Origin of the sequence: Nocardia arseniciresistens (assembly GCF_046764875.1) — a bacterium.
Taxonomy (GTDB): domain Bacteria; phylum Actinomycetota; class Actinomycetes; order Mycobacteriales; family Mycobacteriaceae; genus Nocardia; species Nocardia arseniciresistens.
Genome location: NZ_JBKORD010000018.1, coordinates 167,227 through 181,141 on the forward strand (window position 1 = coordinate 167,227; position 13,915 = coordinate 181,141).

The window sequence follows — 13,915 nt, forward strand, 5'->3', positions numbered from 1 at the left end:
AGAACGCGTTCCAGTTTTCTCGTAGTGTGGGTGCAGTCACATAGAAGCCCGTGCATGCGAGAGGTCTACACGAATGAAGACGAAAGGCGCGATCCTCTGGGGGATCGACCAGCCATGGTCGGTGGAAGAGATCGAGGTCGGTGACCCGGTCGCCGGTGAGGTCCAGATCCGGATGGAAACCGCCGGAATGTGCCACTCGGACCACCACATCGTGACCGGCGCGACGCCGATGCCCGGCTATCCCGTCATGGGCGGCCACGAGGGCGCCGGCGTGATCACCAAGCTCGGGCCGAACTGCCCCGCGGACTTGGAGATCGGCGATCATGTGATCCTGTCGTTCATCCCGGCCTGTGGTCGCTGTCCGGCCTGCGTCAGCGGCAATATGGCGCTGTGCGATCTCGGCGCGGGTCTGCTGATGGGTCAGGCCATCAGCGACGGCACCTACCGGATCCAGGCGCGCGGCGAGAATGTCATCCCGATGTGCCTGCTCGGCACCTTCGCGCCGTACATGACGGTGCATCACACCTCGGTGGTGAAGATCGACCCGTCCATCCCGTTCGAGGTGGCCTGCCTCGTCGGCTGTGGCGTGCCGACCGGCTTCGGGTCCTCCACGCACGTCGCCGAGGTCAAGCCGGGCGAAACCGTGGTGATCGCGGGCATCGGTGGTGTCGGCATGAGTGCGCTGCAGGGCGCGGTCATCTCCGGCGCGTCGAAAGTCGTTGCTATCGACCCGAACCCGTGGAAGCGGGAGCAGGCGCAGAAGTTCGGCGCGACCCACACCTACGAGAGCATGGCCGCCGCGATCATGCCGTTGATCGAAATCACCGAGGGACGGATGGCCCACAAGGTCATCCTCACCATGGGTGAAATGCACGGCGACTACGTCGAAGAGGGCCTGATCCTGACCGGCAAGGCCGGCACCCTGGTGATCACCTCGATGGGCCGGATGGACGCGGGCGACGTCAAGATGAACACCTTCCTGCTGTCCATGCTGCAGAAGACGGTGAAGGGCTGCATCTTCGGCGGCGGCAACGCCCGCCAGGACGCACCGCACCTGCTGTCGCTCTACAAGGCGGGTCAGCTCAACCTGGACGACATGGTGACCCGCAGCTACTCCCTCGAGGAGATCAACGAGGGTTACAAGGACATGCTGGACGGCAAGAACATTCGCGGCATCATCAAGTACACCGAGGCCGACTGGTAACAGCCACGAGGGCTACCGCTCGGCGAGCATGGCGGTGATGCGTGCGACGAGGTCGTACGGAATCGGCTTGCCGAGCGGGAATTTCAACGTGCCCTTGCCCGCACGGTACGGCTCGATCTCGCGCTCGAACGCGGCGTCGCCGTCCGGGATCGGATACAGGCTGACGTGCCGCTTCCAGCCCGCGAAATAAACGACGTTGTGACCGTTCAGCTTGAAGGTCGGGATGTCGTAGGTGATCGCCTCGGTCGCATCCGGCAGTGCGCGGTGAATCGTGCGCCGGAGCTCCTCGAGGACGGGCGCTACGTCCGCGGGGAACAAGGCGATGTAGGCGTCGACATTCGCTGGTTTCGCTGCCACGAGTCCCTCGATTCGGTGATCGGTCGCCAATGTGTTGATCCGTCGAGCCGGTCGAGCGGTCCCAGTCTATGGGCGCGAGACGCTCACGCTGCGCAACGCAGCAGGGCCTCGCGCAGATTGCGGCTGCGCACATCGTCGAGCACGGCGAGCCCGAGACGGTTCATCGAATATCCGAAGCCGAGACCCGTTGCGGGGTCGGCGAATCCGAACGAGCCGCCGAGGCCAGTTGTGCCGTAGGCGCGTTTGTCCGAGCCGAAACGGAACGAGCCGCGCGACTTGCGGAAGCCCAAGTGGTAGCGACTCTTGGTGTGCAGCACCAGATCGTCGGCGGGCACGTCGTCGGCGGTATCCGCGACGGCGAGCAGGTCGAGGACCTTGTCCTCGATCGGGAGGTTTCCAGTGCGACCGGCCGCCGCACCGTACGCCTTCGCCAACGACCTGGCATTGCCGACGCCATTGGAGCCCGGCATCTCGACCTCGAGAAACTCGCGCCGAGCCGCCCGTGCCGGAGCGCCGACACGCGGATTGCTCAGTGCGGCATGGGAATAGCCGCGCTTGGCGAGGATCTCCGCGCCGATGCGCACCGGCAGGTCGCGTTCGTAGCGCAGGATGTCGAGGCCCTCGGTCGCGGCGAGCGTCGCGATCCGGTCCATACTCTGCTCGGCGGGTAGGCCGATGAAGAAGTCGAGGCCCAGGGGCTCGGCGATCTCCTCGGCGAAGAAGCGGCCCAGCGTGCGCTGCTCGGGATCGACCCGACGCACCAGCTCGCCCTGATAGAGGCCGAGGGTGATGGCGTGATAGCCGTGCCGGGTACCGGGCAGCCACGCGGGCTTCTGCGCGGCGAGGATGGTGGCCAGCCTGTCCAGGTCGGCGACCTCGGCGAGGCGGACCACGGTGTCCAGGCCCGACAGGCCCGCCTGATGATCGATCAGCTGCCGGACGGTGACGGCGTCTTTGCCATTGGCAGCGAACTCCGGCCAGTACGTCGCGACCCGCTCCTCGTAGTCGAGCAGGCCCCGCGATACCAACGTGGCGAGCACCAATCCGGCCATGCCCTTGGTGGAAGAGAACACCGGGACGATGGTGTCGCGCTCCCACGGCAGTGTCCTGCGTCGGTCGCGATGCCCCGCCCACAGATCTACGACCGGGCGATCGCCCGCGAACACGGCCACGGCGGCGCCGATTTCGCCGTGGTGGGAGAAGTTGCGGCGAAAGGCGTCGGCGACGGGTCCGAAACCGGACTCGACCTCGCCGTGGATTGTGGGCAGTGCGCTCATGGTCACCAGATGGTACCGACGGTACCGGTGTTCGTGCGGCGGCGTTCGGTCCGCGCGGACACCGGTCGCGCGTCCGAGACCGATTCCGTCGCGGAATCGGCGAAAGCGTCCGCCTGGGACAGCCCGTCGGTCGTCTCGCTACGCTCGCCTGGTGCGTTCACTCGAGCAGATCAAGGACTGGCCGGTTCGGCATGCGGGAGCGGGTGTTGTCACCCGTGACGGCGCGCATACCGCGGGCGATGTCGAGCGAGTGTTTCCGCTCGCCTCGGTGACCAAGCCGCTGGTCGCCTACGCCGTGCTGGTGGCGGTGGAGGAGGGTGCGATCGAACTCGACCAGCCCGCGGGCCCGCCGGGGGCGACGGTGCGACATCTGTTGTCCCATGCCTCCGGCCTCGCCTTCGACACGACCGAGGTTTTGGCCGCTCCCGGGACCCGGCGGATCTACTCCAGCGCCGGCTTCGAGGTGCTTGCCGCGTTCGTCGCCGAACAGTCCGGGATCGGGTTCCCCGAGTATCTGCACGACGCGGTTTTCGAACCACTCGGCATGACCGCCTCGGTGCTGGCCGGGCCCGCCGGACACGCGGGCCGCTCCACCGTGGCCGACCTCGCTCGCTTCGCGACGGAGTTGCTGAATCCACAGTTGCTCTCCGCGCAGACCCACGCCGAGGCGACCGCGGTCCAGTTTTCGGGCCTCAACGGTGTGCTGCCCGGTTACGGTTCGCAGCGCCCGAACGACTGGGGACTCGGTTTCGAGATTCGTGACAGCAAATCTCCGCATTGGACCGGCGGAGGTAATTCGCCTGGTACCTATGGCCATTTCGGACAATCTGGAACATTTCTGTGGGTCGATCCGAACATAGGGGTGGCGAGTATCGCTCTGACAGACGAGAATTTCGGCGACTGGGCCCGGGAGGTATGGCCCGTCTTCTCCGATGCGGTGATCGCGGAGTCGACGTTCGCACGGAATGAGGTGCCCAAGTAACACCACGGAACATGCTTTCGAAGTAACACGTGTAACTTCGGACACTCCAGTACACTCAGGCAACGCCAGGTTCGACGGGTCGTTGGGGAAGACGTCCCTCGTCGAAGCTGGAGGTGTTAGTGGTGCGCGCATCGAGTCAGTTCGCGGATGCGACGGCGGGTGTGGTCTACATACACTCGTCGCCCCCCGCGCTGTGCCCACACATCGAATGGGCACTTACCTCGGCCCTGGCCGCGCCGGCGAAATTGCGCTGGACCGCGCAGCCCGCCGACGGCCAATTGCGCGCAACCAGTGATTGGGTCGGTCCGGTAGGTACCGCCGCCCGGATAGCCCAGGCCTTGCGGCCATGGCCGGTGCTGCGTTTCGAAGTCACCGAGAACCCGAGCGACGGTGTCGACGGCGAGCGCTACAGCTTCGTGCCGAACCTCGGTCTCTGGCATGGTTCCACCAGTGCCAACGGCGACGTCGCCATCGGCGAAATGCGCCTGCGCGCGCTGTTGCGGGCCTCCCGCGAACTCGGCAAGTACAGCGGCTACGACCTCGCCGCCGAAATCGACCGCGCCCTCGGCACCGCATGGGACGAGGACCTGGAGCTCTACCGCTACGGCGCGGAATCCGGTGCCGAGGTCACCTGGCTTCGCCGCGACGTGGGGTAATCGAGTACAGCGCTACTCGTGCCGCCGAACCGGTCCTGGCAAATGATTGGCGGGGTCGATAGAACCAAGGGGCCCGAGATGAGCTTGTTCACCGGCAGGTATGCCAACCCGCTCAATGCGTCCGCACACATCTTGATGCAGGTTGCCATGGAAACGACCAAGCAGGCGTTGCTGGCTACCGGCACCCCGAACGTCGACCGGCTCGCGCTGATGGTCGCGCTCGAAAGGCGTTTGGCTGGCAGGCGACTACGCCAATGGGGCGTTGTGGCCTGCCGCGCGCATCGACAGCCGCAACGACGGGCCCCTTTTGAGAATCGGGTCTTCGTCAGCGAGGTGAGTCCGAGACCCGCCGCACTACACTGTCTTTCGACTGAGCGCGATCCGCAGCGAGCGACAGCGGGGGGCGCGCGGAACTCGATCGCGTGATTCGAAAGCAGGTTCCGGCTTGACTACCTCCGAGCGCCCCTCTCTGATCGATCTCGGAACAATAGACCGGACTCGGTATTCCATAGCGCGAACGAGCCTGCCGTGGGAATTGGATATCGACACTGTTGTGGTGTCGGTGGGGTCGACTCTCGGTGAGCTCGGTCGTGCGCTGCGGCAGGAGTTTCAGCTGGCGCCATGGGACACGATCTATTTCGAACAGATCGACGCTGGGCATCCCCACATCCTGGATCTCCGGTCCGGCGCGTCGCTGCAACGCGCCGTACTTGTCACCCCCCGCGACGAACCGTCTGACCGGGGTGAAGTCACTTCCGCATCCGTGCGCCTCGCCACCCGCAGTGCGGTCCAGGTTGCCGTAACGGCTGGATCCCGAGTGCTCGGACTTCCGCTACTGGCAACGGGCGCGATGGCCGAACCCGTTGACACTATCGCTGCGATCGTGATGCCTGCTGTCGTCGAGGCTTTGCGGGATCTGCGCGAGGCAAAGCTCGATCGTCTGGTGTTTCTATGCCAGACCGAAGACAGTGCGGTAGCGATCGTGCGGGAGTTCGCGCGGCTGCCGGGGGTACAGTCCGCTATCCAGCTGGCAGGCGGAATAGCCAGGGACTTGGTGGATCCCAACGTCGGTATCCCGTTGGATCGCGATCGATTGGAAGTTGCCCCTTACGTCTCGATGCTGGCCACTGTCATGGCCGATCGGCACACGCCGTTGCCGCTATCGGTCGGTGTCTTCGGCGAATGGGGTTCCGGCAAAAGCTATTTCATGGCAATGATGCGCGATCGTATTCAGGGTCTCGCGGGATCGGACAGCACTCGATACTGCGACGAGATCGTCCAGATCGGTTTCAACGCCTGGCATTACGCCGACAGCAATCTCTGGGCCAGCCTCGGCGACGAGATATTCCGGCAACTCGCTGGGCCCGACCCCTCCGCACCGCACCGTGCCGAGCAGATCCGCACCGATCTGGCCGGTCGCCTCGACCAACGCCGGCAGCTCGAGGTGGCGACGGAGCAGGCCAGGGTTACCGCCGCCCGCTTGCAGGCCGAAGTGGACGCCGCCGTCGCCCGCCGCGAATCCAGCGCTCGGAAGCTCATTGCGGCGCTGCGCGATTCGGCCGAATTCGGCAACAGGGTAGACAGTCTCTGGCGGCAGCTCGGCATTACCGATCAGGTCGAGCAGGCGAAACTGTTTGCCGCGCAGATGCACGGCACGCTGACCGAAGTCGATGGTCTGCGCCGTGCCTCAGCTGATCGCCGTGGCCGAACCGCGCTGGCCGTCGCCGCCATTCTGCTTCTGGCGGGCGCGGTCGCCGCCATGCTGACACCCGCGGTGAAGGAATGGGTTGCGGTGGCCTTCGGCTTCGTGACGTTCTGTACCGGAGGGGTGGGGCTCACCTATCTGACCCGTGCGCGCGACGGCCTGCGAAACCTGCGTGAAGTCACCGAGGACGTGCAGTCGGAAATGGCAAGAGCCCATGCCTCCGGCGATGTGGAGTTGCGCGAGAAGCTCGCCCAATTGCGTGCTGCCGAGGCGGAACAGCTTGTCGCACAGTCCCAGCTCGACGATGTCGTCGCCCATGTCGGTGAGCTCGGTAGACAACTGGCTCAGCTCACACCCGGCCGGAGGCTCTACGCCTTTCTCGCCGAGCGTGCGAACGGCGACTCCTACACCCGGAATCTGGGGCTGATCTCGACCATTCGCAAGGATTTCGAACAGCTTGTCGAATTGATGAAGGACTGGCGGGAGAACCCGGAGGACTGGGACGGCCCCCGTCGGCCGGTCGACCGAATCGTGCTGTACATAGACGATCTCGACCGCTGCCGCCCTGATCAGGTCGTCGAGGTGCTCCAGGCGGTGCATCTGCTGCTGGCATTCGAGCTGTTCGTTGTCGTGGTCGGCGTCGATCCACGGTGGTTGCTGCGTTCATTGCACAGTCAGTACAGCGACCTGCTGCACGACGGTGTCACCGGAGACCCGGCGGACGACTGGCACACGCCCGAGGACTATCTGGAGAAGATCCTGAACATTCCTATCATGTTGCCCGCCATGCCTTCTGGGAGCTTGGGCCGATTGCTTCGCTCGCTCGAGGACGATGCCGCCGTGGCACGACCACTTCTCGCGGCGGATCGACGGGGATCCGGTGACCACCCGAGCCCGCTCGGCGCCGCGCCTGTGAACACCGCGCAAGCAGACGCTGCCGCCATCACCATCGAGCGTGGATCCGAGGTCGATACTCAGCAGCGAACGGCGACAGCGGTGGGCACCGCACGTCCACTCACCGAACCCGAACTGTCCCTGCTTGCTTCGCTGGACCTGCTGATCGCCACACCACGCGAGGCCAAACGTCTGGTGAATCTGTATCGCATGGTGCGCGCCACCCGCGACCTGTCCGACGCATCCCAGTTTCTGGGTCTCGGCGGTACCCGTCCGGGTCAGTACCAAGCCGTCGTGCTCCTGCTCGGCTTACTGACAGCCCATGCACGACTGCTAGGCGGCGTGCTCGACACCCGGCCCGATCCGCGCCGCGAGATCGACGGCGGATTGGCGCACCGCCCACCTCGTACGCCGTGGACCCGTTTCGTCGCCGACCTCGAACCACAACGATCGGAGATCGCGTGGACGAACCGCATCGTCGGGACGATTCCGGACAGCCAACTCGCGCAATGGAATCGACTCCATCGCGGCATCGCGAAGGTTTCGGAACTCGTCGACCTGCCCGATTTGAACGATCTACAGATTTGGCTGCCACGAATCCGACGTTTCTCGTATGTCCTCACATCGGCCGATAACGCCGAGGTCGACCACAACTGAGCGCTGGTCTGCTCGGCACAGCAGGGATCGAGCCGTCGTTCAGGTTCCGGATTCTGGAAGGTTCTCCGGGAAAACGGTGACATGGCGGATCGTTCCGGAGAGGCCGGGAAGTTCGCGGGGTGTGGTCCACGTGCGGAAGTCGTCATAGCTGTCGCTGTAGAAGTACTTGTTGTCGGTGTAGGCATCGAAGTAGATGCGCCAGCCACCATCGGGTCGACGGACGAGCGACTGTCCTTCGCGCGGGGTGCCCCAGTGTGCCCAATCACCCGTCGCGACAAAGACATACGGCCCGAGCGGGGTTGGAGCGACAGCCAGTTCGATGTATTTGGTGGTCTCGTTCTTGGTGAAGGCGAAATACCGGCCGTTCAGTGCGACCACTGTGGTGTCGATGTAACCGATCTGCGCGCGGTCGAAGAGGTTGGATATCAGCCCGACCATCGGTGTCAGCACAGTCCACGACCGCAACGACACATCGGTCGCCGTCATCAGATACGGCGTGAAGCGGCGCCCGTAGCTCAGCGACACGATGATGCTGACGCGGCCGTCGACATCGACGAACCATTCAGGTGCCCAACAGGCTTCGATGCCGGGCATCGGAACCGTGAAGTCGTAGAGATGTGTCCAGTCGACTCGATTGGCGCTGCGCGCAAACCCGATAGCATGCCCGTCCGCGGACGGGGTGTAGGCCAGGTAGTAGTCACCGTCGACATGGCGGAAGATGCTCGGATCCCGCATCACCCCACTCGGCGGCCGATAAGCGAAACCGCGCAGCAACCGAAACGTAGTCGCATCAGTAGATTCGTAGACGCACAAATCGGTTTCGCTGCCGTTGGTGAAGGCGCTCATCGTGTATCGAACCGCCGCCCCTGACATTTCGCCCGCAGCGGCCCTCCCCGCTGATAACGACACCAGCGGCAATCCCGCTGCCAACGCCAGCACCGACCTGCGACAGACCTTCCCAGAGGGCATCGCACAAATTATTCAGGCCGGATCGGCTTCGAGCCGCAGACACGCCGCCTGGCCACTGCGCCGTCACGCCGATGTCGGCAAGGGCGTCGGCCAGGCCAACGCCACTGTCGCGTGCATATTGAATCGGACTACTGTCCAGTCTAGTATATGGACACATGTCGACAAGTTGGTGCCCGAGTCACCGCGCACGGTCTGACCGTGCCACGGCGGCCGGGTGGTCGTGATCACCGGCGGTGCTACGACACCCGACTCGAGCATCTCTGATCCTCTCGAGGAGGCAATAGTGTCAGCGCCCTCGCTGCCCGCAGGATTTGATTTCACTGATCCCGCGTTGTGGGAAACCCGAAACCCTGCCCAGGAATTCGCCCTACTCCGCCGCGCCGCTCCGGTCTGGTGGAACTCGCAGAGTGCCGCTCGGTCCGGCGGCTTCCGCGACGGCGGCTACTGGGTCGTGAGCAAACACGAACACATCAAAGAGGTCTCAAGACAGCCCGAGGTCTTCTCCAGTACGACCAAGGGCGCGATCATCCGGTTGCCCGGCGAGGTCACTGTCGAGCAGATCGAGGTGACCGGTGCACTGCTGATCAATATGGACCCGCCCAAGCACACGAAGATCCGCCGGATCATCTCCAAGGGTTTCACCCCACGGGCGATCGAGGGATTGCGGGCCGCGCTGGCGGACCGGGCCGCGGCGATCGTGCGCGCGGCGAAGCAAGAGGTCGGTGGTGACTTCGTCGAGCAGATCGCTTGCGAGCTGCCGCTGCAGGCTATAGCCGAACTACTCGGTGTGCCGCAGGACGATCGCCACAAGTTGTTCGAGTGGTCCAACCAGATGCTCAACTACGACGATCCGGAGTACGGCGACACCACGTCCACCGACACCTCGCAGACTGCCTCGATCGACCTCCTCGGATATGCGTGGAATATGGCCGAGCAGCGGCGTGCCGATCCGCTCGACGACATCGTCAGCCGGCTGGTGCAGGCCGACATCGATGGTGAAGCCTTGGCGTCTGACGAATTCGGGTTCTTTGTCATCCTGCTCGCGGTGGCGGGCAACGAGACCACCCGCAACGCCATCACGCACGGGATGAAGGCGTTCGTGGACAATCCGGACCAGTGGGAGCTGTACAAGGAGCAGCGTCCACGCACCGCCGCCGATGAAATCATCCGGTGGGCTACTCCCGTGACGGTATTTCAGCGCACCGCCACCGTGGATACCGAGTTGGGCGGTCAGCGGATTCGGAAGGGGGAGCGGGTCGGTTTGTTCTACGGCTCGGCAAATTTTGACGAGGAAGCGTTCACTGATCCGTTCAGCTTCGACATTCTCCGTGATCCCAACCCGCATTTGGCTTTCGGCGGTACCGGACCGCATTTCTGTGTCGGCGCGAATCTGGCTCGCTTGGAGATCGACCTCATCTTCAATGCCATCGCCGATGCGATACCGAACCTGGCCGAGGTGGCCGCACCGGAGCGGCTGCGTTCCGGCTGGATCAACGGAATCAAGCACTGGCAGGTTCGCTACGAATAGCCGCCGATAGAAATGGCCACGGCAAGGTGTTTCGCCGTTGCAAGACACTGCGCATCCCGCACTCGAGCCTAGGGTCGAAGTTGTCCTAGGTGGGTCATAGTGTGTCCTCATGAGCACAGAGATCACTCGCTTCCGGATCGACATCCCGCAAGAACAGCTCGATGACCTGAACCGGCGACTGGACGCCACCCGTTGGACCGACGCCGATCCCGATGCGGGGTGGCGGCAGGGCATCCCGATCGAATACACAAGGGAACTGGTCGACTACTGGCGCAACACCTACGATTGGCGCGCCCAGGAGGCTCGGCTCAACTCCTTCCCACAGTTCCGCACCGAAATCGACGGCCACAACCTGCATTTCATCCACGTCCGCTCCGCAGAGCCCGGCGCGGTGGCGCTGCTGCTCACCCATGGATGGCCGGGATCGATCGTGGAATTCCTCGAAGTGATCGGACCGCTGACCGACCCGGTGGCGCACGGCGGCAAAGCCGAGGATGCCTTCCATGTCGTGGTGCCGACCATTCCCGGCTACGGATTTTCCGGACCGGCGGTCGGCTGGTCCACCGTGCGCGCCGCGAAGGCCTGGGCAGAACTGATGCACCGACTCGGCTATGACCGCTACGTCGCGCACGGCGAAGACACCGGCGCCGCGATCACCCGCCAGTTGGCGGTCATCGACGCCGAGCACCTCGTTGCCATGCATCTGACGATGATCGCCTCCGCCACAGTCACTCCCGAGACAGCCGACCTCGACAACCCGGCCGAACGGCGTGCCCTCGAACTGGCTCAGCGCGCCCAGTACGAACTCGGCGCCTACGCGATGCTGCAGGCAAGCCGTCCCCAGACACTGTCCTACGCGCTCGCTGATTCCCCGGTAGGTCAATTGGCTTGGATCGTCGAACGATTCAAAGACTGGACCGACTCCGCCGACGCACCCGAGGACGCCGTCGACCGCGACGCAATGCTGACCAACGTCATGATCTACTGGCTCAACGCCACCGCGGGGTCCTCGGCGCGCTACTACTACGAAGGTGCCGCCACTTGGGGCGCACCGGAACCCGACACCGACGTGCCGGTCGCGGTGGCGGTCATGCCCCACGACCTCGGAATCCCGGTGCGCCGCATTGCCGAACGAAACCACAACATCGTCCGCTGGACGGAATTCGAGCGCGGCGGCCACTTCGCCGCCATGGAAGAACCCGACCTCGTCATCGACGACCTGCGCGAGTCCTTCCGCGAATACCGCGATTAGAAACGGGACCAGCGTCGGCGCGATGTTGCTCTCCTGCGCCGGTCGAGATCATCGGCGTCAGGGGAGCTTTCGTACCAGCTCGAGGACCTCGAGGTCGCCGATCGCCTGGCAGCCACGGGCGATCATCGCGAGGATCGCCTCATTGCCGCGGTCCGTCACGGATTGCCTCGGTTCTGCAGTTCGTAGTAGTGTCTAGACATATGTCTGAACTTGCGTACTCCGGGGCCGAAGCCACTCGGCGACGTCTGACCGAGAAGCAGGCCGACACCGTCGACCGCCTTACCGTCGCGGTCGTCGAGGTGTTGTCTCGTGAAGGGTACTCGGGCACGACGATACGGCTCGTGGCTGCGGAGGCGGGGGTCGGCACCGCCACCGCGTACACATACTTCTCGTCGAAGGAACATCTGATCTCCGAGGTGTACTGGCGCAGGTTGGCCGCCACGCCGCTGCCCGAGATGGATGGACTGGATCGAGTCGCGCGCGTGGACGCGGTACTGCGCCAGATAGCGATGCTCATCGCCGATGAGCCCGCATTGGCTGCGGCGGTGAGCAATGCCCTGCTGGGTGACGATCCCGATGTGAAGCATCTGCGGGTGCGGATCGGGGTCGAGATTCGCCGTCGAATCCGAGCCGGGCTCGGTGCGGATGATCAAGAAACGCTCGACATTCTCGAGTTGCTGTACTCCGGCGCTTTGCTGCGCGGCGGGATGGGGCACCTTTCCTACTCGGAGGTCGCTGATCTGCTGGCGGTATCCGCCAAGCGTCTGCTGGGCTGAATCGCCCGGGCGGGAGCGATACCACTCGGCGCCTGATGTGCGCCACATAGCCGCAGATGTGTCGCCGGACTCCGGCGAACCTGCGGCAGCGTTCAGTGAATCAAAAAATTTGGCCGGAATCGTGAAGGCCGCCAATCGATTTGCCCTGCGCGCCCCTCGGCGGTTCAGGTCGAATGCGGCCCTGGTCTTGTACCGAATGTCCAACCGTAGTAGTGTCCGGACACATGTCCATCACATGTTTGGACAGGCATGCGGAAAGGACTTTCCAATGACACTGGTCAAGCCGCGGCGGGTATCCGGCGGAGCCGACGAGCACGGGCATCTCGAGGAGTTCCGCACCGATCCGATCGGGTTGATGCGGCGTGTTCGTGCCGAATGCGGGGATGTCGGGACCTTCGAGCTCGCCGGGCGTGATGTGGTGCTGCTGTCGGGTGCGGAAGCGAACGAATTCTTCTTCCGGGCCAGCGACGAGGACCTCGATCAGGCCGCGGCCTATCCATTCATGACACCGATCTTCGGTGCGGGCGTCGTCTTCGACGCGAGCCCGGAACGCCGCAAGGAGATGTTGCACAACCAGGCGCTGCGCGCCGACTTCATGCGTGGGCACGCCACGACCATCGCCGCCGAGGTAGACCGGATGCTGGCAACCTGGGATGACGAGGGCGAGATCGACCTGCTCGAGTTTTTCGCCGAGCTGACGATCTACACGTCCTCGGCCTGCCTGATCGGGCTGAAGTTCCGCAATGAGCTCGATGCGCGGTTCGCGCATCTGTACCACGAGCTGGAGCAGGGGACCGACGCGCTGGCCTACGTCGATCCGTATGCCCCGATCGAGAGCTTTCGCCGCCGCGACGAGGCCCGCGTGAAACTCGTCGAGCTGGTGCAGTCGATCATGGACGGCCGCGCGGCGAATCCGCCGTCCGGCAAGGACTCTCGTGACATGCTCGACGTGCTGATGTCGGTGCCGGACGAGAGCGGCGCGCCGCGATTCGCGGCCAGCGAGATTACCGGCATCTTCATCTCGATGATGTTCGCCGGGCACCACACCACTTCCGGCACGGCAGCGTGGACGACCATCGAATTGCTGCGTAACCCAGCAATATTGGACGCGGTGGTCACCGAGCTCGACGGGTTGTACGCCGATGATTCGGAAGTCAGCCACAACGCGTTGCGCCAGATTCCGAATCTGGAGGCGTCGCTGAAGGAAGCGTTACGGCTGCATCCGCCGCTGATCATCGTGATGCGCATCGCCCGTGGCGAATTCGAGGTGTGCGGGCACCAGATCGCGGACGGCGATATGGTCGCGGCAACCCCCGCGGTCTCCAACCGGATTGCCGAGGACTTCCCCGACCCGGACACCTTCGATCCGAGCCGCTACCTCGACCCGCGGCAGGAAGACATTGTCAACCGCTGGACCTGGATCCCCTTCGGTGCGGGCCGCCACCGGTGTGTCGGTGCGCCGTTCGCGCTCATGCAGCTGAAGGCGATCTTCTCGATCCTGTTGCGGGACTGGGAATTCGAGCTGGCCCAGCCGTCGGACACCTATCGCAACGACCACTCCAAGATGGTGGTGCAGCTGCAGCAGCCGTGCCGCGTCCGTTACCGCCGCCGGCGGCGGTAACTCCCGACCCGATTCGGGCGGCCCGCCACCGGCAGCT

12 protein-coding genes are annotated in these 13,915 nt (G+C 64.4%); 9 read left to right on the plus strand and 3 right to left on the minus strand.

Annotated features, from left to right (window positions below; all coding sequences use genetic code 11):
• The first annotated feature begins 73 nt into the window (after nucleotides 1-73).
• Nucleotides 74-1,204 (plus strand): NDMA-dependent alcohol dehydrogenase, encoded by a 1,131-nt coding sequence (locus ACLMAJ_RS30230; RefSeq protein ID WP_412017254.1) that lies wholly within the window; start codon nucleotides 74-76, stop codon nucleotides 1,202-1,204.
• Nucleotides 1,205-1,216: 12 nt separating this feature from the next.
• On the opposite strand, the gene ACLMAJ_RS30235 is transcribed toward ACLMAJ_RS30230, so the two are convergent.
• Nucleotides 1,217-1,561 (minus strand): iron chaperone, encoded by a 345-nt coding sequence (locus ACLMAJ_RS30235; RefSeq protein ID WP_412017255.1) that lies wholly within the window; start codon nucleotides 1,559-1,561, stop codon nucleotides 1,217-1,219.
• A gap of 83 nt (nucleotides 1,562-1,644) precedes the next feature.
• Nucleotides 1,645-2,838 (minus strand): serine hydrolase domain-containing protein, encoded by a 1,194-nt coding sequence (locus ACLMAJ_RS30240; protein WP_412017256.1) that lies wholly within the window; start codon nucleotides 2,836-2,838, stop codon nucleotides 1,645-1,647.
• Nucleotides 2,839-2,989: 151 nt separating this feature from the next.
• On the opposite strand from ACLMAJ_RS30240, the gene ACLMAJ_RS30245 reads away from it, so the two are divergent.
• The 4 genes from ACLMAJ_RS30245 to ACLMAJ_RS30260 all read left to right on the plus strand — a co-directional run bounded on the left by ACLMAJ_RS30245 (nucleotide 2,990) and on the right by ACLMAJ_RS30260 (nucleotide 7,732).
• A complete protein-coding gene (locus ACLMAJ_RS30245) occupies nucleotides 2,990-3,820 on the plus strand; it encodes a serine hydrolase domain-containing protein (RefSeq protein WP_412017257.1) in 831 nt (276 codons plus the stop codon).
• 122 nt (nucleotides 3,821-3,942) lie between these two features.
• Nucleotides 3,943-4,476 carry a DUF3145 domain-containing protein gene (locus tag ACLMAJ_RS30250; RefSeq protein ID WP_412017258.1) on the plus strand — a complete coding sequence of 178 codons (534 nt, stop codon included), beginning with the start codon at nucleotides 3,943-3,945 and terminating at the stop codon, nucleotides 4,474-4,476.
• Nucleotides 4,477-4,554: 78 nt separating this feature from the next.
• Nucleotides 4,555-4,902 (plus strand): hypothetical protein, encoded by a 348-nt coding sequence (locus ACLMAJ_RS30255; protein ID WP_412017259.1) that lies wholly within the window; start codon nucleotides 4,555-4,557, stop codon nucleotides 4,900-4,902.
• A gap of 19 nt (nucleotides 4,903-4,921) precedes the next feature.
• Nucleotides 4,922-7,732, plus strand: coding sequence for a P-loop NTPase fold protein (locus tag ACLMAJ_RS30260; protein ID WP_412017260.1), 2,811 nt, complete (start codon nucleotides 4,922-4,924; stop codon nucleotides 7,730-7,732).
• 39 nt (nucleotides 7,733-7,771) lie between these two features.
• Here the strand turns inward: ACLMAJ_RS30260 and ACLMAJ_RS30265 are convergent, their stop codons facing one another.
• On the minus strand, nucleotides 7,772-8,701 hold the full coding sequence (locus tag ACLMAJ_RS30265; protein WP_412017261.1) for a glycoside hydrolase family protein: 930 nt from the start codon (nucleotides 8,699-8,701) through the stop codon (nucleotides 7,772-7,774).
• A gap of 283 nt (nucleotides 8,702-8,984) precedes the next feature.
• Between ACLMAJ_RS30265 and ACLMAJ_RS30270 the strand changes: the two genes are divergently transcribed.
• The 4 genes from ACLMAJ_RS30270 to ACLMAJ_RS30285 all read left to right on the plus strand — a co-directional run bounded on the left by ACLMAJ_RS30270 (nucleotide 8,985) and on the right by ACLMAJ_RS30285 (nucleotide 13,878).
• Nucleotides 8,985-10,229 (plus strand): cytochrome P450, encoded by a 1,245-nt coding sequence (locus tag ACLMAJ_RS30270; RefSeq protein WP_412017262.1) that lies wholly within the window; start codon nucleotides 8,985-8,987, stop codon nucleotides 10,227-10,229.
• A gap of 121 nt (nucleotides 10,230-10,350) precedes the next feature.
• Nucleotides 10,351-11,481, plus strand: a complete 1,131-nt coding sequence (locus tag ACLMAJ_RS30275) for an epoxide hydrolase family protein (RefSeq protein WP_412017303.1) — start codon at nucleotides 10,351-10,353, stop codon at nucleotides 11,479-11,481.
• A gap of 200 nt (nucleotides 11,482-11,681) precedes the next feature.
• Nucleotides 11,682-12,257: a TetR/AcrR family transcriptional regulator gene (locus ACLMAJ_RS30280; RefSeq protein ID WP_412017263.1), complete on the plus strand. Its 576-nt coding sequence runs from the start codon at nucleotides 11,682-11,684 to the stop codon at nucleotides 12,255-12,257.
• Nucleotides 12,258-12,525: 268 nt separating this feature from the next.
• Nucleotides 12,526-13,878: a cytochrome P450 gene (locus tag ACLMAJ_RS30285; protein WP_412017264.1), complete on the plus strand. Its 1,353-nt coding sequence runs from the start codon at nucleotides 12,526-12,528 to the stop codon at nucleotides 13,876-13,878.
• The last annotated feature ends 37 nt before the right edge of the window (nucleotides 13,879-13,915 follow it).